At 63.0% G+C, this 21,948-nt stretch carries 18 protein-coding genes, 1 tRNA gene and 1 other RNA gene; 6 read left to right on the forward strand and 14 right to left on the reverse strand.

Annotation, left to right across the window (positions count from 1 at the left end; translation table 11 throughout):
* The first annotated feature begins 177 nt into the window (after window positions 1-177).
* Both A3728_RS16335 and A3728_RS16340 read left to right on the forward strand, forming a co-directional pair.
* Window positions 178-942 carry a DeoR/GlpR family DNA-binding transcription regulator gene (locus A3728_RS16335; protein WP_067925961.1) on the forward strand — a complete coding sequence of 255 codons (765 nt, stop codon included), beginning with the start codon at window positions 178-180 and terminating at the stop codon, window positions 940-942.
* A 186-nt stretch (window positions 943-1,128) separates the two neighbouring features.
* Entirely contained in the window at window positions 1,129-2,076 is a 948-nt protein-coding gene (locus tag A3728_RS16340) for a hypothetical protein (RefSeq protein ID WP_067925964.1), read from the forward strand.
* A 113-nt stretch (window positions 2,077-2,189) separates the two neighbouring features.
* Here the strand turns inward: A3728_RS16340 and A3728_RS16345 are convergent.
* The 14 genes from A3728_RS16345 to A3728_RS16410 form a co-directional block, all read right to left on the reverse strand.
* Window positions 2,190-2,279, reverse strand: a tRNA-Ser gene (locus tag A3728_RS16345).
* Between the two features lie 47 nt (window positions 2,280-2,326).
* Window positions 2,327-3,046, reverse strand: coding sequence for an alanyl-tRNA editing protein (locus A3728_RS16350; protein ID WP_067925966.1), 720 nt, complete (start codon window positions 3,044-3,046; stop codon window positions 2,327-2,329).
* Complete coding sequence (locus A3728_RS16355) at window positions 3,043-5,424, reverse strand: DUF3772 domain-containing protein (RefSeq protein ID WP_067925968.1); 2,382 nt, start codon at window positions 5,422-5,424, stop codon at window positions 3,043-3,045. The genes A3728_RS16350 and A3728_RS16355 overlap by 4 nt, the downstream gene beginning before the upstream one ends.
* Window positions 5,425-5,432: 8 nt before the next feature.
* Window positions 5,433-6,467, reverse strand: coding sequence for a cysteine synthase A (locus A3728_RS16360; protein WP_067925970.1), 1,035 nt, complete (start codon window positions 6,465-6,467; stop codon window positions 5,433-5,435).
* Between the two features lie 19 nt (window positions 6,468-6,486).
* Entirely contained in the window at window positions 6,487-7,614 is a 1,128-nt protein-coding gene (locus tag A3728_RS16365) for an NUDIX domain-containing protein (protein ID WP_067925973.1), read from the reverse strand.
* A gap of 4 nt (window positions 7,615-7,618) precedes the next feature.
* Complete coding sequence (locus A3728_RS16370) at window positions 7,619-8,059, reverse strand: TrgA family protein (protein WP_067925976.1); 441 nt, start codon at window positions 8,057-8,059, stop codon at window positions 7,619-7,621.
* Window positions 8,060-8,084: 25 nt separating this feature from the next.
* Window positions 8,085-9,296, reverse strand: a complete 1,212-nt coding sequence (locus A3728_RS16375; RefSeq protein WP_067925979.1) for an SAM-dependent methyltransferase — start codon at window positions 9,294-9,296, stop codon at window positions 8,085-8,087.
* A gap of 75 nt (window positions 9,297-9,371) precedes the next feature.
* Window positions 9,372-10,796 carry a cryptochrome/photolyase family protein gene (locus A3728_RS16380; protein ID WP_067925981.1) on the reverse strand — a complete coding sequence of 475 codons (1,425 nt, stop codon included), beginning with the start codon at window positions 10,794-10,796 and terminating at the stop codon, window positions 9,372-9,374.
* Between the two features lie 118 nt (window positions 10,797-10,914).
* Complete coding sequence (locus tag A3728_RS16385) at window positions 10,915-12,141, reverse strand: aminotransferase class V-fold PLP-dependent enzyme (RefSeq protein ID WP_067925983.1); 1,227 nt, start codon at window positions 12,139-12,141, stop codon at window positions 10,915-10,917.
* 75 nt (window positions 12,142-12,216) lie between these two features.
* Window positions 12,217-13,860 (reverse strand): BCCT family transporter, encoded by a 1,644-nt coding sequence (locus A3728_RS16390; RefSeq protein WP_067925985.1) that lies wholly within the window; start codon window positions 13,858-13,860, stop codon window positions 12,217-12,219.
* A 235-nt stretch (window positions 13,861-14,095) separates the two neighbouring features.
* Window positions 14,096-15,085, reverse strand: coding sequence for an acryloyl-CoA reductase (gene acuI / locus A3728_RS16395; RefSeq protein ID WP_067925989.1), 990 nt, complete (start codon window positions 15,083-15,085; stop codon window positions 14,096-14,098).
* Window positions 15,086-15,163: 78 nt separating this feature from the next.
* Window positions 15,164-16,267, reverse strand: a complete 1,104-nt coding sequence (locus A3728_RS16400; protein WP_067925992.1) for a dimethylsulfoniopropionate demethylase — start codon at window positions 16,265-16,267, stop codon at window positions 15,164-15,166.
* 31 nt (window positions 16,268-16,298) lie between these two features.
* Complete coding sequence (locus A3728_RS16405) at window positions 16,299-17,006, reverse strand: DUF1326 domain-containing protein (protein WP_067925997.1); 708 nt, start codon at window positions 17,004-17,006, stop codon at window positions 16,299-16,301.
* A gap of 3 nt (window positions 17,007-17,009) precedes the next feature.
* Window positions 17,010-17,798, reverse strand: a complete 789-nt coding sequence (locus tag A3728_RS16410) for a DUF2182 domain-containing protein (protein ID WP_067926007.1) — start codon at window positions 17,796-17,798, stop codon at window positions 17,010-17,012.
* Between the two features lie 79 nt (window positions 17,799-17,877).
* Between A3728_RS16410 and A3728_RS16415 the strand changes: the two genes are divergently transcribed.
* The 4 genes from A3728_RS16415 to A3728_RS16430 all read left to right on the forward strand — a co-directional run bounded on the left by A3728_RS16415 (window position 17,878) and on the right by A3728_RS16430 (window position 21,931).
* Entirely contained in the window at window positions 17,878-18,615 is a 738-nt protein-coding gene (locus A3728_RS16415; RefSeq protein ID WP_067926009.1) for a FadR/GntR family transcriptional regulator, read from the forward strand.
* 264 nt (window positions 18,616-18,879) lie between these two features.
* The gene (locus A3728_RS16420) at window positions 18,880-20,925 is read left to right on the forward strand and encodes an ATP-binding protein (RefSeq protein WP_067926011.1); all 2,046 of its coding nucleotides are present in this window, start codon (window positions 18,880-18,882) and stop codon (window positions 20,923-20,925) included.
* A 21-nt stretch (window positions 20,926-20,946) separates the two neighbouring features.
* Window positions 20,947-21,292, forward strand: a transfer-messenger RNA (tmRNA) gene (gene ssrA, locus A3728_RS16425).
* A 45-nt stretch (window positions 21,293-21,337) separates the two neighbouring features.
* Entirely contained in the window at window positions 21,338-21,931 is a 594-nt protein-coding gene (locus A3728_RS16430) for a CIA30 family protein (RefSeq protein ID WP_236628094.1), read from the forward strand.
* Window positions 21,932-21,948: the final 17 nt, after the last annotated feature.

The following is a 21,948-nucleotide window of genomic DNA, read 5'->3' on the forward strand; positions in this document are numbered from 1 at the left end:
CCAGCGAAGTAGGGAAAACAAATGTTTTTCGTTTTTATTCGTTTTTGGACTAGAAACCCAAGTGGCGATTCTTGTCAAGGGATCGTTGGGCAGTGGGACGGGTTGCATTTTCCCACCTCCTGCCGATGCTAGGGACGTCGTCCGTCGGGACACATGAAACAGGATGACCCACCGCCGATGTCGCAAACCTTTCGCCACCCCGAAATCCTCGAAATCGCCCGCCGCGAAGGCAAGGTCACCGTCGAGGGGCTCGCCACGCATTTCGGCGTGACGTTGCAGACCATCCGCCGGGACCTCACCGACCTCGCCGAGGCGGGGCGCCTCGAACGGGTGCATGGCGGCGCCGTGCTAACCTCGGGCACCACCAATATCGGCTATGAGGAGCGGCGCTCGCTCAACCTCGCCGCGAAGCAATCCATCGCCCGCGCCTGTGCTGCCCGTGTGCCCAACGGCATATCGCTCTTTCTCAACATCGGCACTTCGACCGAGGCCGTGGCGCAGGAATTGCTGCACCACGAGAACCTGCTCGTCGTCACCAACAACATGAATGTCGCCAATATCCTCGTGGCCAACCCCTCATGCGAGATCGTCGTGACGGGGGGGCAGCTGCGCCGTTCCGACGGCGGCCTCATTGGAACGCTGGCCGCGGAAACCATCCGCAAATTCAAGTTCGACATCGCGATCATCGGCTGTTCGGCCCTGGATACGGAAGGCGACCTGCTCGATTTCGACATTCAGGAAGTCACGGTCAGCCAGACGATCCTGCGCCAGTCCCGCAAGACGTTCCTTGTCTCAGACCACACGAAGTTCGCCCGCACCGCCCCGGCGCGCATCGCCTCGCTCGCGGATGTGGATGTCTTCTTCACCGACAGCCCCCTCCCGCGGGAACTCGTGCAGTCCTGCCGTGACTGGGGCACAGAGGTCAGCATCGCCGAGGATTAAGGGCGGCGCGGCGAACCTTTTGGCGACCCGCGCAGGACGGCGCGAATTTGGCCCGCCACTCCGCAGGGGCCTAAGTTCCGTTCGCCCAATCAGATCCACTGTCTCAAACGTGAAGGAACAGCGCCAAGGTGCTCGCGTTGGCCCGTATCGTTGCCAAATATTTAACCAGTTAAAGGGAGAACCAGTATGCAATCCGATTTCCTACCGATCCTCCGCGCGACCGCCGCCGGTGCGGCGGCCCTTCTCGGCGCGACTACCTTGTCTGCGCAGCAGAATGAGGACCCCGGCGCGATGAGCCCGGCGCGCGGATACCTCGAGGCGCACCGCGACGTGCAGGCCCCCATCAAGCTCCTTGGCGGCCCGATCCTTACCAGCGTTTCGCAGGAGGGTGGCACCGCACATGCAGCGCTCCCCGCCCCCCGTGAGTTGGACGAGGTCGTCTTCGGCACGCCGGAACACCCCCTCGCGACCGGTGGCTTTCCCATGATCGAAGGCCTTCCGCTAGGGATGCGCGCCGAAAAGGACGGCGCATTTTCCGCCACGAAGGAACCGACCCCCTTCGGTGACAAACACCAAACCTTCAAGAATGCCCGGCTGCAACTGGATGCGACCGACGTCACCGCCACCGACGCCGCAAGCAGTGAGGACCGCGTCCAGATGGTTGCAAGCTGGGAGGACGACGAAGGCAATACCTATTCGGTTCAATGCTGCGAAAAGCTCGAGTCCGTGGGTGGCCAGCACCCCACCTTCGGTGGTGTCGTGACGAACCACATGCTGCACGGTTTTACCAGGGTGGGCACGCCGCTCTTCCCAACGTTGTTCGCCGAAGTCGGTTTCTGGGGTATGGGTGAAATCATGAAGAACGGTGAGGTCATCGACAGCCCCCGCCCGATGCACGGCATGCTGACGGAATACGCACGGACGGAGAACTACGATCTGGTCTTCGATGAGAACGTCGATCCCAGCAAGCGGTATTTCCACATCATGGTTCCGCCTGTAGTCCCTGCTGATGGCGGCGGGTTGGAGAACAAGCCGGTCAAGACCGGGTTCAACCTGCCCGAGGGCAAGGAACTGCCCTTCTGGCACGTGATGTTCGAAGACCTTGAAGTGAACGCCGAGCGCGCGGGCGAATAACCCCCGGCAATGGCAATTTTCGGCGGGGCCTGGGGCCTCGCCGGTCGCTTTTGTCGCGGCAACAAGGGTATGGGTCGACCGGGGCCGGGTCGGAAATATACAGGAAAAGTTTCTGGCGGAGCGACAGGGATTCGAACCCTGGAGACGGTCTCCCGCCTACACACTTTCCAGGCGTGCGCCTTCGACCACTCGGCCACCGCTCCGTTGGGGGGCGGTTTAGCGTGAGGCCGCACCCGAGCGCAAGCGGTAATCAGGCATCCAGATGCAGATATACACGTCGGTTCATCCGGCCCCGGTTTTCGATGCGCCCCAGGCGCAAGGAACCGATTTCACCGGTGCGCGCCACATGGGTTCCGCCGCAGGGTTGAAGGTCCACGGGGGAGTTGCCTTCGCCGATGCGGACAAGGCGGATGGCGTCCTGTCCACGGGGCGGTTTGACGGCCATGGTCTTGACCAGCTCGGGCCGTGCTTCCAGATCCGCCGCGGTGATCCAATCCTCGTTCACCCGCATGTCCGCAGAGACATGATCGTTCAGCATCGCCTCGATCGCCGCCACATCCTCAGGGGGTCCCGGCATATCGAAATCGAGCCGCCCGTAGGTGCCGGAAATCTGGCCGCCCGTCACGCCGAAGGGCAGCACCACGGAGAGCAGATGCAGCGCGGTATGCACCCGCATCATCCGGTGCCTGCGATCCCAGTCCAGCGTCTGCACCACATGGGCCCCCACGGGGGGCATGGGCACCGGCTCAGAGGGCACCAGAACGATGTCCTCCCCCGGGCCGCGCAGCGTGGTCGCGATGGGCAGGCGGCAGTTGTCCCAGTCGAGACGCCCGCTGTCGCCCGGCTGCCCCCCGCCCGTCGGGTAAAAGAGGCTCGCGTCCAGCACGATGCCCCCCTCGGGCGTGTGGGAGACCACGCGCGCGGGCGCCTCACGCCGATAGGCGTCTTCGCGGAACAGGGGCCGGGTCATGCCTTGTCGTCATCCGCGATGGGGGCGGATGGCGCATCTGCAGCGGCCTCCCCGCTGACCTGACGCGCGCGCAGGGCGTCCTGCAGCACCTCGGGGTTGCGCAGCCAGAGGTCACGCTGCGCGAAGGGAATCTCGATCCCCTCGGCGACGAAGCGTTCGGCGATGGAATGGTTGAGGTCATTCTTGACCGGCATCGTCCAGTTCACATCCCGCAGGATCGCGCGAATCTCGAATTCCAGCGAGTCCGCGCCGAAGTTGACCAGCAGAACGGTGGGCGGCGGATTCATGAGCACCATGGGATGCGCTTCGGCGATCTCGCGCAGGATGCGATCCACCTTGCGGGTATCGGTGCCATAGGCCACCCCCACGGGCACGATGACCCGGCCAACGGTGTTGCCCCGGGTGAAGTTCGTGACCGTTCCGCTGACCAGATCGGCGTTGGGCACGATGACGTCCGTGCGATCGAAGGTCTCGATCCGGGTGGAGCGTACCGAGATATCGCGGACATAGCCCATCTGGCCGCCCACCTCGATCCAGTCTCCTTCGGAGATCGGCCGCTCGATCAGCAGGATGATACCCGAGACAAAGTTGCTGACGATGTTCTGCAGGCCGAAACCGATCCCCACCGAAAGCGCACCGGCGACGATGGCGAGCGAGGAAAGGTCGATCCCCGCCCCGGTGATCGCCAGCACCGCCGCAAGGAAGATACCGAAGTAGCCAAGACCCGAAACAATGGCGTTCTGCCCGCCGATGTCCATCTTGGTCTTGGGCAGCACATTGCTGCGCAGCGCGCTCTGGATCACGCGGGTCAGGATGTAGCCGAGGGCGAAGATCACCGCGAAGGTGAGGAAATCGGTGGGCGAAATACGGGTTTCGCCGATCGCGAAGCCCCGGCTGAACTGCCCCCAAAGCTCCGCGAGGTCGCTCACCCGGGCCCCCCATGCCAGCGCCAGCAGCGGGGCGACGAGCATCAGCAGCAACATGCCGAAGAGCACCGGCATCAGCGCGTCCCGCGCCTCCGCCCCCTGCCCGGTCAGCGCGCCATAGACATCGGCGCTGAACCGCTGCAACGCCATCACGAGCCCGAGCAGTACCAGTGTCAGCACATAGGGCTGCAATATCGCCTCTCCGGCGTTGAAGTACCCGATGGCCTTCAGCACTGGCGCGGCGATGGCAACGACTACGGCACCGAGGCCCAGACCGTTCACCACCCGGCTGAAGGTCGACACGCGCGGCGTATCGTCCGGTGTATCGGCAGGAGCGGGATCGGCGTAGTGGCGCAGAATACGGCCAATCTGGAACAGGGAAAACGCGATGATCAGCGTGACCGGGTAGGTGACGACAGCCAGCGCGCCTTCGTCACTGGTGGCAAACTCCATCACGGTGCGCAGGACCACGTCGATCACGATGGCGGCAGTGATCGCACCGACGTAGAAGCGCCCCTTTTGCCGGGATCCCTGATCGACCAGCAGCAGCGCCTCGTCATCATCGCGGGAAAAGACCCGCTCCGACACCCAGCGGAACCCGAGCATCAGCGCGCCCACGGTAGGGATTAGCGCCAGCAGATCGCTGCCGCGGGGGCCGAAATAGCCGGTCATATCAGCCGCAAGCGCCAGCGCTACGATGCCGATATAGGGCAGCAGGATGCGCAGCAGCGACACCACGAAGCGCCAGATGCCCAGGCCCCGCGCGCCCTTCCGGCGCAGGCGGCCCACGATCATCGTGGCCCAGACTTGGCCCCGCAGGATCAGAACGAGGCCCAGCAATGCGGCAAAGAAGATGAGCGGCAGCTTCTGGCGAAGATCGTCTGCCGCGCGGTCGGTGGCCGGTGTCTCGGTCTGCCAGATGAGCTGCAGCCCGCGCTGCAGATGAACCAGCGCATCGTCCCAGAGCATGGGATTGAACGGCGATGGCCCCAGTTGCAGCAAGCGCGCCGCCTGCCTTTCCCGCAGGATGGCATCGATCTGCTCGATCAGGCCGTTGGCTTCCAGAAAGGCAGCCTCCGCCGTCTGGACCGGGGCGAGAAGCGTGTTCAGTTCGGCGGTCAGCTCCGCGCGTTTGGAGGCCACGTCAGGCGGTTCGGCATCGGTCTGCTCCCCTTCCGCCGGGGTGCCGAGCGCCGCGATCTGGTCGCGCAGGATCTTGATGCGGTTCGCGTTCAGCCCGCTCGCGGCCTCGAACTCCGCCCGATATTCGGTAAGCCGCTTGCGCATGGCTTCCAGCGCGGGGTCTTCGGCGGTTTCGTTCTCCACCATGGTGGCGGCGCGTTTGGAAAGCGTATCCCAACGATCCTCATCGACGCCCGGCACCTCCTGCGCCAGCGCAGGCGCCGTGCATAGCACCACGATCAGCCCAAGGGCCGCGATCAGACGGGTCATGATATGTCTCATACGTCTTCGAAGACGCCGGGTATGGAGGCAGGGGCGCGGTCCAGCCAGTCAGGCGTGGGCAATCCCTTTTCCCGCAGGAAATCGGGGTTGAAAAGCTTCGACTGGTAACGCGTGCCGAAATCGCACAGGACTGTCACGATGGTATGGCCGGGGCCAAGGTCCTTCGCGAGGCGGATGGCACCGGCCACGTTCACGCCCGAAGAGGCGCCAAGGCAAAGGCCCTCATGCTCCAGCAGGTCGAAAACGATGGGCAACGCCTCCTCATCGGGGATGTTGTAGCTGTAATCCGGGCGGAACCCTTCGAGGTTCTTGGTGATGCGGACCTGTCCGATGCCTTCGGCGATGGAGCCGCCTTCGGCCTCTAGCTCACCGGTGGTGTAATAGCTGTGCAACGCCGCCCCGTCCGGATCGGCCAGCGCGATTTTCACGCCCTTGGGCTGCAGGGCCATCGCCACCCCGGCGAGTGTGCCGCCCGAGCCCACGGCGCAGCAGAATCCATCGACCTTGCCGCCGGTCTGCTCCCAGATCTCGGGGCCGGTGGTTTCCACATGGGCCTGCCGGTTTGCGGTGTTGTCGAATTGATTGGCCCAGATCACGCCTTCTTTCGTGGTCTGGGCCAGCTCCTTGGCCAGCCGTTCTGAATAGCGCACGAAGTTGTTGGGGTTGCGGTAGGGCGCTGCAGGCACCTGAACGAGTTCCGCCCCGGCAAGGCGCAGCATGTCCTTCTTTTCCTGGCTCTGCGTTTCGGGAATGACGATGACGGTCTTGAACCCCATGGAGGCCCCGACAAGCGCAAGGCCGATCCCGGTATTGCCGGCGGTGCCTTCGACGATGGTGCCACCCGGCTTCAACTCACCCCGCGCCAGCGCATCCTGAATGATATAGAGCGCCGCGCGGTCCTTGACCGACTGGCCGGGGTTCATGAATTCCGCCTTGCCCAGAATTTCGCAGCCTGTCTCCTCGCTTGCTCTGCGCAGTTTGATCAGTGGCGTGTTTCCTATGGCCTCGGCCAGATCCTTCGCGACGTGCATGACAGCCCCCAGTGTTATTTCATCCCGATGTAGCGTTCCCCCCCGCCGACCTCAAGCGTGCGCGGTGCCGTGCAAGCCAATAGGCGGCGATAACCAGCGGGCCGTTGGCGGCCTCCTGCCGGTCGCAAAGCGCCATCAGCGCGTCGAAATCCAGAAGATGGGAGCGGATATCCTCATGCTCGGCATCGAGACCGGAAACCCCGGTCGCCGCATCAGGAAGATCCGCCAAACCTACGAAAATATGGAAAAAATCGGTCGCCGACCCTGGGGATGCATAGACCTCTGCCACGGGTTCCAGCCGGCCCAGTTCAAGGCCCGCCTCCTCCATCGCTTCGCGGCGCGCGGCCCCCTCTGCGGTCTCTCCGGGGTCGATACGACCCGCGACCGGCTCCAATTGCCAGACGGCACGATCATGCCGGGCAAGCGGGCCCATGCGCATCTGTTCGACCAGCAGGACCCTGTCCCGCACCGGATCGTAGGGCAGGACGAGCGCGGCATCCGTTCCGATGAAAACCGCCCGCTCCACCGGGGCGGACATGCCCCCGGCGAAGGTTTCATGGCTCAGATGCCATTCCTCCAGCGCGAAGAAATTCGCATAGACCCGGTCGACCCGCGCCACATCCACCCTGCCCTTCAGCGTGTTTGCGCCGTGTTTCGAACGCGCACCATTCACCTTGGCCGCCGCGCGTGCGCGGATCATCGGGAACATGCGCGCGACGGTCTCGCGGTCCTTGTGGCCCATGTAGGACATGACTTCGCGCGCGGCGTGACAGCTGAGCGCACCCCAGTCCCGCTCCCAATCCTCCAGCGACCAAGGCTCCTCCGCCGTCCAGAGACCGGGTTGCGGAAAATAGACTTGCGCCTCCGATCCGTTTTCGAGTGTCACGACCGCCAGATCATAGGCAAAGCTGCCTTCGTAGAAATCGAGCCGCGCGATATCCTCGGGCGACAGATCGCGCAGCAGCACGCCGGGGGCCCGGGCACCGGCCTGGGGCGCGATGGTGGGAAACGGGCCTTCGGCCACCCCGCGTACCTCGTGATCCGGCAGGGCCGTCGGGGTCAGGTCAAGCGTTTCCCGGCCCCGCCCCAACACGATTTCAAGCAGCGGCAAATGACGCAGCGTGCCGTAGAAAAAGAGATTTGCCATGTGATCAGCGCCAGCGGTTTCCTGCGAATTCGGTCAGGAGCCCGCTTACCACCGCCCCGATCAGAAGCACCACCCCGATCGGTACGGTTGCGATGATCAGCGCATATTCCGCGCCGATCTCGAATATCGCGGTCAGCGCTTCGAGGGGGCCGTCGTAACGGTTGCGCATGGCAAGTCGCACCATTTCGTTCGTGGCCTGAACGCCGATCCCCCAGAGCATCAGCAGAAACACCCCCGTCAGACCATTGTTGATCGCCGCCGTGGTCCCCCGGCCCGCGCGTTTGCCCATGGCGACCCAACCGACGAGAAGGCCGAGACCGATGTTGATGGGAATGAAATACCCGAAATCGGTATTCTCCGGCATGAGCGGCATGACCATCCCGGAAACCACGTAAGCCAGCACCGCCAGACAGAGCGCTGCGACCAGACGAGCGGCTGTAGGCATGGGGCAGATCCTTCGGTAGCAGCCCTCAGACGGGCCGCCTTACCGTAATCTGCGTCACATCGCAGTTTCCACTGTCAAATGTCGCAGCACAGGAAGTGAGGTAAAAATTCCACATCCGGCGGAAACGGTCATCGAAGCCCAAGGCCGCGATCTGGTCCCAGCGGTCATTGAAGGTTTCATGCCAGCGCCGCAGGGTGATGTCATAGCTCTTGCCGAATTCGATCGACCGGTCGACCACAAGGCCCGCGCGCGTCACCTGTGAGCGAAGCGCCGAGGGGCTGGGCAACATGCCGCCCGGAAAGATGTATTTTTGGATGAAATCCACACCGCGCTTGTAGACCTGCCAGCGGCGGTCCTGCACGGTGATGATCTGCAGCGTCGCCGCCTTGCCGGGTTTCAGCCGCTCGCGCAGCGTGTCGAAATAGGCGGGCCAGTATTTCTCTCCCACGGCTTCGAACATCTCGATGCTGGCGATGCCGTCATAGCTGCCACGCTCGTCGCGGTAATCCTGCAGCTTGAAATCGACCTGTCCGGATAATCCTGCCTTTTCAATACGGTTGCGCGCGTATTTGATCTGCTCTTCGCTGATCGTGAGCGCCGTTACCTTCAGCCCGCGCTCCTTCGCGGCATATTCCGCGAAACCGCCCCAGCCGCAGCCGATCTCCAGCACGTGATCGCCGGGCTGCGCACCCATCTGATCCACCATGGAGGCATATTTGGCGGTCTGCGCCGCCTCCAGCGAAAGCTGTGCGCCTTCATCGAAAAGCGCGCTGGAATAGGTCATCGTATCGTCGAGCCACAGCCCATAGAAATCATTGCCCAGATCGTAATGGTAGCTGATGTTCTTGCGGGCCTGTGCCTTGTGGTTGCGCTGCAACCAGAAGCGGAACCGTTCGAAAGTGCGCACCAATCCCATGCCGGGAAAACCGTCGTAGATCTCTTCGTTGCCCGCATGAACGAGATCCATGAACGCCTGCAGATCCGGCGTGGACCACCATTCGTCCAGATAGGCATCGCAGAAGCCCAGATCACCTTCGCGGATCAGCCGGGCAAACAGATCGTCGTTGTGGATGCGCAATTCCGCCACCGGGCCGGGCCGGGCCCCTTCGGCGCGAAACACGCGCCCGTCGCGCAGAACGAAATCCACCCGCCCGTTTTGCAGGTCTTTCGACTTGGCAAAGACCTGCGGAAAATAGCGCGGCAGGTTGTCCTGCCCGTCCGTGGTGGTGAAGATCATGTGCGCTCCCGTTGGCGTCATTTTGATTTTTCGATGAGGCGCAGCGATACTACCCGCGTGCCCCGGATAAACAATTTAAAAGTCCCGGCCTTCATAGATTTCGAGCGCCCGCGCCCGCCCTTCCGAAAGCTCCACGACGGGATCCGGATAAGGGTCGGACGGCGCCATGCCCCAGCTGCGCGGAATCGCGTCGAAATAGGCCAGCGCGTCCTCATGGGGCTTTGCGCGCCCTTCGGCAATCCAGCGCGAGACATAGGCGCGGTCCGGATCGAACTTTTCAAGCTGTGTTTCGGGGTTGAACACCCGAAAGAAGGGGGAGGCATCGGGCCCCGATCCGGCTGTCCATTGCCAGCCAAGCGCATTGTTCGCCGGATCCCAGTCGATCAGGCAATCTTCGAACCATTTCTGCCCGATGCGCCAGTCCGTCAGCAGATGCTTGGTCAAATAGCTGGCCACGATCATCCGCGCGCGGTTGTGCATCCGCCCCGTCACATACATCTCGCGCATGGCCGCATCCACGAAGCGGATCCCAGTGCGACCCCGCTTCCACGCCGTGACCTCTTCCGCTTCCCCGTCCTGTTTCCAGGGAAAGGCGGTCCATTCCTCGCGCCAGGCATCCGTCAGCAGCCGCGGTGTGTGATGCATCAGGTGATAGGCAAACTCGCGCCAGACCAGTTCCTTCAGGAAAGTCTCCGCCCCGCGCTTGCCTTCCTCCATTGCCCGCTGACCGGCATGCCAGCACTGATGGGGGCTGATTTCACCCAGGCTCAGGTTCTCCGACAATTGCGAGGTGCCGTCTTCGGCGGGCATATCCCGGGTCTGCTTGTAGTCGTCGATGATGTCGCTGATGAAATACCCCAGACGCGCCTGGGCGCTTTTCTCTCCCAACCGGACGAAGGGCCGCAGTATGTCGCTGCCGCGGTTCATGCCCGCATCCATGCGCCAGTCTTCCAGCGCATCGCTGCGCGGCCAGTCTGGGGGCGGGTTCAGCGTCTTCGGGCGCGGGCGCGGTTCCTCCACCGGGCGCTGCTTCACCGCGTTCCAGAAGGGTGTGTAAACCTTGTAGAAACCGCCCTGCTTGGTCTCCACGCTCCAGGGTTCGAACATCAGATGCCCGCCAAAGCTGCGCGCCTCCGCGCCCTTCTCCTTCAGCGTCTCCTTGATCCTCGCATCCCGGGCCACGCTGTCGGGATCGTAAAGCCGGCTCCAGTAGACCGCGCCGGCACCCGTCTCTTCCATCAGTTGAAGAATCGCCTCCAAGGCGCTGTCGTTGCGGCGCAGGATCAGCCGGGAGCCTTCCTGCGTGAGGCTTTCCGACAGGCAGGAAAGGCCGAGGCCAAGCCGCCACAGCGGCGCGACGCCCAGCGATTGCGTCAGATCGTCGAGGATGAAGACCGGAATGACCGGCCGCCCCGTATCGCAGGCGGCGGTCAAGGCGGCATGATCGCTCAGCCGCAGATCGCGCCGGAACCACACAAGTATCGGAGTTTGGTCGGACATTCACCCTCGCCTGTCGATTGAGTGGCAAACTAGCGCAAAGCCACCGCCGTCAACAGGGCAAGCCACGCGTCAGGGCCGCAAGTAGTTTCAGCGCGGTCGAAGGCACAGCGACCCACGCTTAAAGAACACGGTCCAGCGCATTGATCAGGCTGTCTATTTCATCCTTTGTCGTGTAGTGGGTGAAGCTCAGCCGCAGCACCCCCTGCGCCGGGTCCACGCCCATCGCCTGAAGGGCGCGACCGGCGTAAAAGTCGCCCCCGCCCGTCATGATCCCGTGTTCCGCCAGCCGCGCGGCGGCTTCCTCTCCGCCGCTGTTGAGGGCCAGGGCCACCGTCGGCGCACGCCCTTCGGCGCGCGAAGGCCCCAGCAGACGCAGCGAATTCCGTTCGCTTACCGCATCAAGAAGGGGCTGCAACAGTTTGATTTCATGATCCCTCATGAGGTCATGCACCTTCGCGGCTCGGGTCCTGTCGTCCGCGTCCGCTTCCCCACCATGATGGCGATACAGGGCGTCAACGTAATCGGCCATACCGGCACAGGCCGCGACCTGCGCGTGGTCCGGCCCCGCCGGGGTGAACCGTTTGTAAAGCGTGTCTCCGTTGAAGACATGCCCCTGATTGGGCAACCACGCGCCAAGCCCTTCACGGATCGCCATGATCCCCTGATGCGGACCATAGGTCTTGTAAGCGGAAAAGAGGTATACGTCCGCCCCCATGGCGCCCACGTCGGCAAATCCGTGCGGCGCGTAGGAAACACCGTCGACGCAGGCATAGGCGCCTGCGTCATGCGCGATTTTCACGATCTCCGTCACCGGGTTGATCTCTGCCACCACGTTCGAACAATGCGGGAAGCAGACCAGCCGCACCTTGTCGTCCAGCAGGGGCTTCAGATCCTCGGGGTCCAGGTGCCCGCTGTCGGGGTCGATCTTCCACTCCCGCACCTCGAAACCACGGTCCGCCAGCCGCCGCCACGGGCCGGTATTGGCCTCATGATCCTGGTTCGTCACGACGATCGCATCCCCGGGCCGCATCTTCTGCGCAAAGGCCTGCGCCAGCACATAGGTATTCTGGGTGGTGGAAGGCCCGAAGGAAAGCTCATGCGTCTTCACGCCCAGCATGGCCGCCAGCCGCCTGCGCGCCTCGTCCATCTCTTCGCCCGCAAGGCGGCTCGCCTCGTAGGGGGCATAGGGCTGCACCTTGCGCTGCGTGTAGAACCGGGTGAGCCGGTCGATGACCTGACGACAGGTGAAAGACCCGCCCGCGTTCTCGAAAAAGGCCTGCCCCTGCAGGGATGGCTCGGCGAAGGCGGGGAACTGGTCCCTCACGAATGCGCTGTTGAGTTCCATTGATCGCTCCCTCCCCCTCGCGAAAACGGGCGCCCCGCAAGGGACGCCCGCCAAGACCTTCTCATGTCCGGAAGGTCACTTCAACTCGGCACGCTCACTCTGCAAGCCCTTGAAGATGCACCAGCACATGGCCAGCAGGACCACAGTGAACAGCAGGCCCGTGGAAATCACCATGGACTGCAACGCCGCAAGCCCGCCGCCGATCAGCAGCGCAATGGCCACGGCACCTTCGAAGATGCACCAGAAGACCCGCTGCGGCACCGGCGCGTCGACCTTGCCGCCCGCGGTGATCGTATCGATCACGAGGCTGCCGGAGTCCGACGAGGTGACGAAGAACACCACCACCAGCAGGATCCCCACGAAAGAGGTGATCGAGGCAAGCGGCAGTTGATCCAGCATCTTGAATAGCTGCAGTTCCAGTGCCGCGTCCTGCGCCCCGGTATAGCCTTCGGACAGGACCTGATAAATCGCCGTACCGCCGAAGATGGACATCCAGAGCACGCAGACGATGCTGGGGATGAGCAAGACGCAGATCACGAACTCCCGCACGGTACGGCCTCGGCTGACGCGGGCGATGAACATGCCCACGAAGGGTGACCAGCTGATCCACCACGCCCAGTAGAAGGCCGTCCAGCCTTGGGAATAGTTTACGTCGGCGCGACCGAAGGGGTTCGAGAGGGCCGGCAAAAACTGGAAGTAGGCGAGAAGCGAATCCCAGAAAAAGGCGATCAAAAAGGCAGTCGGCCCCACGATCAGGGTGAAGAGCGCCAGAAGTGCGGCCAACCCCATGTTGATCTCACTGAGAACCTTTACCCCGCCATCGAGGCCGCGCAGCACCGAAATCAGCGCCACGGCGGTAATCGCGGTGATCAGCACCACTTCGGTGGTCTGGCCCATGGGCACGCCGAACAGCTCATTGAGGCCGGCATTCGCCTGCGTCGCCCCGAAACCGAGCGAAGTGGCAAGCCCGAACAGGGTGGCGAAAACCGCGATGATATCGATGATATGCCCGGGCCAGCCCCAGACCCGCTCCCCCAGAATGGGATAAAAGGCGGAACGGATCGTCAGCGGCAGCCCCTTGTTATAGGTGAAAAGCGCCAACGCCAGTGCGACGGTCGCGTAGATGGCCCAAGGGTGCAGCGCCCAATGATAGATCGTCGCCGCCATACCGAGCCGGACCGATCCGGGTTCATCCCCCGTCATGGCGCCAAGCGGGGCCCAGTCCGACCGCAGCCCATTCTCGCCCACGGTGGTTTCCCCGAAGGCAGTGGAAAAATGCGTGAGCGGCTCGGAAACGCCGTAGAACATCAGCCCGATGCCCATGCCCGCCGCGAACAGCATCGCGAACCAGCCGAGGTAGGTGTAATCCGGCACCGCCTTGTCACCCCCCAGCCGGACCGAGCCGTAAGGCGTCACGATCAACAGCAGAGCGAACAGCACCACGATGTCCGCCGCCCCGATCAGGAACCAGTCGAAGTTCTTCGTGGTAAAGGAGAACATCGCCGAGAAGGCCGCCGCCGCCTGATCTGGCAGGACGATGGTATAGAAGACAAAGGCCACGACGGCCAATCCACTGATGAGAAAGACGGGGTTGTGAATGTCCACGCCGAACGGACCGATGGTGGTTTCCACGTTGTCCTGACCGATCTCGTAATCGGTCTGGATCACCTCGGAGGTTCCGTCCGGGGCAGGTATGCCCTGTGCGGTCGTATCTGTCATGAGTGTCCCTTTCAATTCCGGGCGCCCGCTTGCCCGATTGATCCCGGACGGGGCGCACTCTGCTCCCCAGCATAGGCCAATTGACACTTGTCTCAACCGATCTGCTGAAAAGAGCACTTCGCGGGGGTCCATCACACCCCGGAAAACCACCCCGCGCCCGCACCGCTGAACGACAAAAAAGGGCGGATGCACCGTGCATCCGCCCTTTCCTTGCGTTTCAGCAGAAGGCCTGACTTCAGCCGTTGACGTCGACGACGACGCGCCCGCGAACCTGACCCTTCAGGATGTCCGCACCCAGCCCCGGCAGGTCCGACAGGGTTGCGGGCTGGACCATGGCCTCCAGCTTGTCCATCGGCAGATCGCGCGCGATACGCTCCCATGCACGCAGACGGTTTTCATAGGGCTGCATGACGCTGTCGATACCCAGCAGGTTCACCCCCCGCAGCAAGAAGGGGATGACGGTCGCGGGCAGTGAAGCACCCCCGGCAAGGCCCACCGCCGCGACGGAGGCCCCGTATTTCATCTGCCCCAGAACACGCGCCAGCATCGCGCCGCCCACGGCATCGACGCATCCGGCCCATGTCTCTCCTTCGAGGGGGCGTTTGGTTGTTTCGGCCAGTTCCTCACGCGGGACGATCCGGCTCGCCCCCAGATCCCGCAGATAGCTTTCGGTCTCGGGGCGTCCGGTCACGCCCGCGACCTCGTATCCGAGCTTTGCCAGTAGCGCCGTCGCGACGGAACCGACCCCGCCGGCTGCCCCGGTGACCAGAACCGGGCCGTCCCCGGTCTTCAACCCGTGATCCTCCAGCGCCATCACCGCCAGCATCGCCGTGAAACCGGCGGTGCCCACCGCCATGGCCTGCCGCGTATCGAGCCCTTCGGGCAGCGGTACGAGCCAATCGGCCTTCACCCGGGCTTTCTGCGCATAGCCACCCCAATGGGCCTCGCCCACACGCCACCCGGTCAACACCACCTTGTCGCCCGGCGCATAGCGCGCGTCATCGCTCTTTTCGACCGTACCGGCGAAATCGATCCCCGGAATGTGGGGATAGTTCCGCACCAGACCGCCGCCGGGCCCGATGCACAATCCGTCCTTGTAGTTGACGGTCGAATATTCGACCGCGACCGTCACTTCACCCTCGGGCAGATCCGCCTCTTCGATCTGGGTTACTGCGGCGCTGGTCTTGCCGTCTTCGTCCTTATCAACAACCAGTGCATCGAACATGTCGCTCTCCTTTCGCAGGGCGTCCCTGCTTCCAAATGGTTCAAATCCCCGCCGGAGGCTCCGGCGGTTCGGAAATTCTCAGGCCCAGAAACCGTCGCGGACGGTCGCATCGCGCGGCCCTTCGGGTGTCTGCACCTGCACCTGCGTGCCCGCATCCCAATGGGTCATCCGCACCATGCCGATGGCCACGTTGGTGCCGAAGTCCGGCGAATGCGCGGCAGAAGTCACCTGACCCACGCGTTCCCCCTTCGACGTGACGGGCCATACCCTGTCGCAGCGCGGCACCGGGTCTCCGGTGATCTCGATGGCCCGGACCTGCTGCACCGGGCCTTCCTTGGCAACCCGAAGCAAGGCATCGCGACCGATACAGCCGATCGCCGCCTGCGTGTCGCAAAACCGGCCAAGGCCGCATTCATGGGGTGTATTGTCGTCGGTCATGTCATTGCCGTAGCTGAGCAATCCGCCCTCGATCCGCTCGATAAGGTTGGGGCAGCCGGCGCGCACCTGCAGATCGCTGCCCGCCTCCATCAGCGCGTTCCACAGCGGCATGCCGATGTCGGACCCCTCCACGTAGATCTCGAAACCGCCCTGTTTGGAATAGCCCGATCGCGCAATGACGAGCGACCGGCCCTGAAAATCGAACCTGCCGAAGCGGAAGAACTTCACCTTGCCGACCGCATCGCCGAAGACCCGTGCCATCAGCGCATCGGCCTGCGGGCCCTGAACGGCCAGCGGGCTGACATCGGGTTCATCCACCAGCACGTCCAGCCGGTAGCCATAGGCCACGCCCTTGACCCAGAGCAACAGATCGCTGTCCGCGATGGAAATCCACCAGCGGTCTTCCTCCAGCTTCACCGCGACCGGATCGTTTAGCATCCCGCCGGTTTCATCGACGATAGGCACGTAGAAGCAGCGGCCCGTCTCCATGCCGCGCAGGTCGCGGGGTGTCAGCATCTGGACAAGCCGCCCCGCATCCGGGCCGCGCAGCTCCACCTGCCGCTCGCAGGCCACGTCCCAGACCTGAACATGGTCCTTCAGGTGCCGGTAATCCGCTTCCACGCTCTCAAAAACAGTGGGCAGCAGCATGCGGTTGTAGACGGTGTAGCCCTTGACCCCGGCGGCCTCGACCCCGTCGGAGAAGGGGGTGCGCCGGACCCGGCGCGAAGGTGAAATGACCGGCATCTTTAGTCCCTCCCGACGAAACCGGACCCGGTCACGGGTTCGGCCCTTTCCAGTCGATCGGGCAGATCTCGGCGGACATGCCGCCGAAATCCCAGACCCGGCCATAGTCCCGCACCCGGCTCTTCAGGCCGCGGGCCGCGATGATATCGGGACCCATCCAGTACTTGGAATTGCTGATCATCACGGGGTGATCGGGCGATTTACCCGCGATCATCTCGATCTCGCCCTGGATCTTGCGACCGATCATGATGCTGCGTTTGGTGCCCTCGCGCACGATCTCGACGGGCGCGCGTTCGGCGCCGATGATCTCGCTCACCAGCATGGTGAAAAGCCCCGTGGTGCCGCCTGCTGCCCCGCTGAAGATCTGCAGCAGCCCGTGGTAGGCCTTCTCCGTGGCCCGTTCATCCACGTATGCCGCGACCCTCCAGTTGCCCTCGCCCATGCGGCCGGGGATATCCACCAGCAGACCGATGTTGAGGCCGGACAGATCCTCGCCCTCGTAGTGGCCTTCGTCCACGGCAATGGCCATCCATGCGTGGCAATGGCCTTCGGTCGGCGGATGCGCCCCGAGGCTCACGACACAGGGGCAGAACACGGTGCAGGAGCAATTGAGGAACAATTCGCCCTTGATGGCCCATTCGGTCGGACTGTTGCGATCACGTTTGGTGCTGGGCATGCGCTGGTCGATACGCGCGCTCGTCTTCAGCCGGTCCGCCTCCGGTTTTTTCTTGGTCGCCATCTGTTATCCTCCTGCGATCAGGGGCCAGCCTGCCACGGCGCCAGCGCCGATGATCAGGGCAACGCCCATGGGTTTGATGATGTAATGTCCGATCTGCGGCAGCTTTTCGAGCACCATGACAAGGGTCGCCAGCCCCATCCATGCAAGGTTCATGACACCGCCGGCAAAGCCCAGCAGCATAAAGCCCCAGCAGCAGCCCACGCAGAAGCTGCCCAGCCCCAGCCCCATGCGCAGCCCGCCCGCGAAACCGGTGCGCCAGTTGCCCAGAAAGTAGAAGGTGGGTGAATGGCACACGCCGTGGCAGGCCTCCTTCGCGTGGGTGAACTGGTAGAGGCCGACCGCCGCCAGCAAGGCCACGGCGCCCCAGCGGGAGGTCGGTATGCCCAGCATGTCGATCGCGCCGAGATCGAGCAAAAGCAGTTGCAGCGCCGCGATCCCGGCGGCAAAGGCGACCCAGATCGCGAAATAGCCCAGAAGCACGCCCAGCCAGCCCGCGCGCGTGCCGGTGGCGCTGACCATCAGGTCCTCGTAAGAGCGCAGCGTCGGTACCATGGTGGGAAGCATCATCGCCGCCATCATCACCGCCCACATCGCGAACAAGGGCCCGAAGCGCGCCATGGGCATATCCATGTCCATCGCCGGGTTCATGCGCCGCATGGCCTGTGCCATCTCGCCGGGCAGGCCCAGAAGGCTTATGTCCATCTGCATGGCCATACCGTAAAGCATGACCCAGGCCATCAGGATGACCGCAAAGAATGCCAGCCAGAGACCGGATCGCAGAACGTGATTCATCGGGGCGGCCTTTCGACTCGGAACTTGCAGATGTAATGTCAGACAATTAGAGTTCGGGCAAACGTTAAATGTCATACATATGAAAGAAGGCTTCGTGAAACAGCTCGACTTGCCGGCCCAGATCGCAGGCGCGATCCGCGATTCCATCGTCGAGGGACGGCTTATCGTGAACGAAAGGCTGCCCTCCGAGGCCGAGCTTGCCGACAAGTTCGACGTCTCCCGCCCGACCGTGCGCGAAGCGCTGAAACGACTGGCCGCCCAGTCGCTGATCCGTACCCAGCGCGGCGCCACCGGCGGCGCATTCGTCGCCAAGCTGAGCTTCGAGGCCGCGCAGGAACAGCAGATCACAACCTCGACGCTGCTCATCTCCATGAACGATGTGCATTTCGAAACCGCCTGCGAGGCGCGCTTCACGCTTGAGCGCGCCTGCGCGCCCCTGGCCGCCGAACGCCGCACGATGGATCAGGTGATGACCATGCGGAAGGAAATCGACCATCAGGCCAGCGCGGGCCTCAGCGATGAGGCATTCTGCGCCTCCGACGTCACCTTTCATAGATCGCTGGTGGATGCGGCGGCCAACCCGATCCTGAGCTACCAGCTCGCCGGGGCGGTCGAGGCCATGCAGCCGCTGATGAACATGATCACCTTCAGCGCACGGGACCGCGCGCGTATCGTGGCCCTGCATACCGATATCACCGATGCGTTGGAGTCCCGAAATGGTGCAGCCGTGACCAGCGCGCTCACCGGGCTGGAAGCGGAAACCCAGACGCTTGCCCGGACGGTCTTTGCCGCCCGCACAAGACCCGTCTCATCCTGAAGTCCCTAAAGGCAAACCAAAATATTGCCGTGGCAAAATTTCACGCACAAGTAGCGCATTCGGGCCACAGGTCAAGAATTTGATACAGCTTAGGGTAATATGGGGCTGTAAATGTTACGCCTCGGGCCGCAATAGTTAACGAAAGCGCCTGCATGAATCGGAATGCCGGGCGTCAATAAGGCAGTATGACGCAGAACAGGCGCGTGAGGAAAATCGTTGCGCATATCTCAATGGGCCAAAATTGGGCAAACCCTACCTGAACGGATGACACAGGCCGTCGTGTTGACGGCTGTCGGGCTGGTGATGCTGATTTTCGGGCACCGGGTGGAGATGCTCGCCTATGAAAATTACATTCAGAAGCTGAGGACGGACGTAACTCTCGAACTGGTGGAGGTGCGCGAACGGATCGAAGAGGAGGTCTTCCAATCGATCCTGGATCTTCGGGAACTTGCGGCGATCATCGGCGAAACGCCGGACCTTGGGGTTGCTGAATTCAACAGGAAAGCAGCTGAATACCTCGCCAAAAATCCGCAGGTGATCAACATCGCCGTCGCGCCGGATCTCGTGATTTCCATGGTCTATCCCCTTGAAGGGAACGAAAGCGCGCTGGGTCTGAATTACCGCGACAACGAAGCGCAGATCGAACAGGTTGAGGAAGCCATGCGCACCGGCAAAGGCGTGCTGACCGGGCCTGTGAATCTCGTTCAGGGCGGCCGGGGGGTGATCCTGCGGCAACCGGTTTTTTTGCCGCCCCTGCCAGAAGCACCCGGCGTTCCGCGCCCCTGGGGCATCCTGTCGATCGTGCTGAATTACGATGATTTCCTCGTAAGTCTGGGTGTTCCCGAACTGCAGGAACGTTTCAACCTGCTGCTTATCGAGCCCGGGAACGACGGCAAGCCCGAACAGATCATGCTGGGCAGCCCTGATGAAATGGGGGCCGACCCCATCCGTCTGAACTTCGATTTTCCCTTCGGGCAATGGGAGCTTTGCGCCACGCCGAAAGACGGCTGGCCGCTGACCCGTCCCCGCTATGAGGAACAATGGCTTCTGCGCTTCGCCTTCATCGCCCTCACGCTGCTGGGCATAAGCTATATCATGCGGCTCGCGGCTAAACGGCGCGCCGCAGAGGTGCGCCTGCGCAACGGGATCGAGGCGCTGGACCATGGTATCGTGATGTTCGGGCCAGACCGGCGGGTGACGCTCTATAATCGCCGCTACCTCGACATGACGGGCAGCGAACAGAAGGTCGAAGTCGGCACCCCATATCAGGAGATCATGCGTGAGAACCTGCTGGGTGGCGTCGTACCCGAGGCCGTGGGCCATGAGGACGAATTCATCACGGACTGGCTGGAACACCGGGTTCTGGAGGGTGGCGCCGATACCGAACAGCATCTGCACGACGGGCGCATCATAAAGACCTCCGATCGGCTGATGGAAGACGGCAGCATCGTTGGCCTGCGGCTCGACGTAACGGAGATGAAGAAGGCGCAGATCGCGGCGGAGGCGGCCAATCAGGCCAAGACCGACTTCATGGGCGTTCTGAGCCACGAATTGCGCACCCCCATGACCGTCATCCTCGGCCACGTCCGGCTGGGCCGCAACTTCGACAGAATGGGCCCCGCCCGCGAATTGCGCAAAGCCATCGACGAAGGCGTCACCGATCCAGCGGAGCTGAGCGAGCGGGTGGATGCGGTTTTTGCGCAGGTTTCGCGCACGATGGAAACCCTAGAGCGATCGGGCGACCATCTGCTGACCCTCATCAACGAGGTGCTCGATTTCGCTAAGATCGATTCAGGCAGCCTTTCGGTTTCGGCAGAGCAGACGGATGTGGAAACCGTGGTGAACCCGGTGGCCGATCAACTGCGCCCGATGCTCGAACAGAAAGGCCTCGCCTTTAATTTGAAGATCGAACCGGGCAGCCTGACGGCCGATATCAAGCGCGTACAGCAGGTGTTGATCAACCTCATCGGCAATGCCTCCAAGTTCACCGATAACGGGTCTGTCACGCTTGCGGCGCGGGTCACGGATGATGACGTGAACTTCGATGTCACCGACACCGGTGTCGGCATCCCGGCCAATGAAATCGACAGGGTGTTCGAACCTTTTCATCAGGTCGATGGCACCGCGACGCGCAAACATGGGGGTACGGGCCTTGGCCTCGCCATTTCACGCGATATCGCGCAGGCGCATGGCGGCAGCCTCAGCGTGGCCAGCGAACCGGGCAAGGGCAGCACCTTCACCCTCAGCCTGCCGCGTCAGGTCTGCGCCGCCGTAAGGCTGACAGGCCGCCCCGAACTGGTGGCGGAATAGACCGCCTCCCCCACGCCGCACCCCCTTGCAATGAATCGGGGTGGGACCTATATTTCCCTTGTCCTTCGGGACTATGGACATAAACGCGCTCGTAATAAGCGGATCGGACCCGGGGGCGGTACCCGGCGGCTCCACCAACATCCTTCATTTGGGGATCATGGGGCCGAAACAGGATCGACGAACGTCTAAAGGTGTTGCTTTGTCCCGGTGAGTTACCACCGTTATCGGTACAAAATGTACAATTGCAAATGACAATCGTGCTCCGGTCGCCGTTGCTGCGTAAGCAGTAACTAGACCGAAATCTAAGTCCTTGCGCCTAGCAGCGTAAGGCGGGGTTCGCAGGCACCTGGCAACAGAAGCCTGCACTTTATCTTCCTGCTTGATTCCCGGTTCTTCGCGCTAACATTGACGCATGGCCGCCTCTTCCCTTTCCTTCCTGTTTCGCAGCCTCATCGGGGCCGGTGCTGTCACCGCCGCCACCATGTGGGCCGTCCGCGCCTTTGCCGATCAGTCCTCCGGCAGCGGCACGCAGCCGATCGCGACGCAGTGGGGTTTCGTGGCCGACAGGGTAATGGGCGGCCTTTCGACCGGCAGCGTGGAGCCTGCGCATATCGACGGGCGGGAGGCCATGCAGCTTCGCGGGAATATCTCGCTCGAAAACGATGGCGGCTTCATCCAGATGGCGACCGATCTGGGACCTGAGGGCGCGCTGCTGGACGCGACCGCCTTCACCGGGATCGAGATCGACGTTTTCGGCAATGACGAAACCTATGAGTTGCGCCTGCGCACCGACGATCTGACGCGGCCTTGGCAATCCTACCGCCATGTATTTACCGCCGAACCGGTCTGGCTGACCCTGCGCATTCCCTTTGCCGATTTCGAACCCTACCGTACCGACGCGCCCTTTGATCCGGCGCGCCTGCGGCGGTTGGGCGTCGTTGCGGTCGGGCGCGCGTTCGAGGCCGAGGTCGCGGTGGCGGGTCTGCGTCTTTACCGCGACCGATAGGGCCGCGCGCGGTCCCG

The sequence above is a fragment of the Sulfitobacter sp. HI0040 genome (assembly GCF_001634885.1).
GTDB lineage: Bacteria > Pseudomonadota > Alphaproteobacteria > Rhodobacterales > Rhodobacteraceae > Sulfitobacter.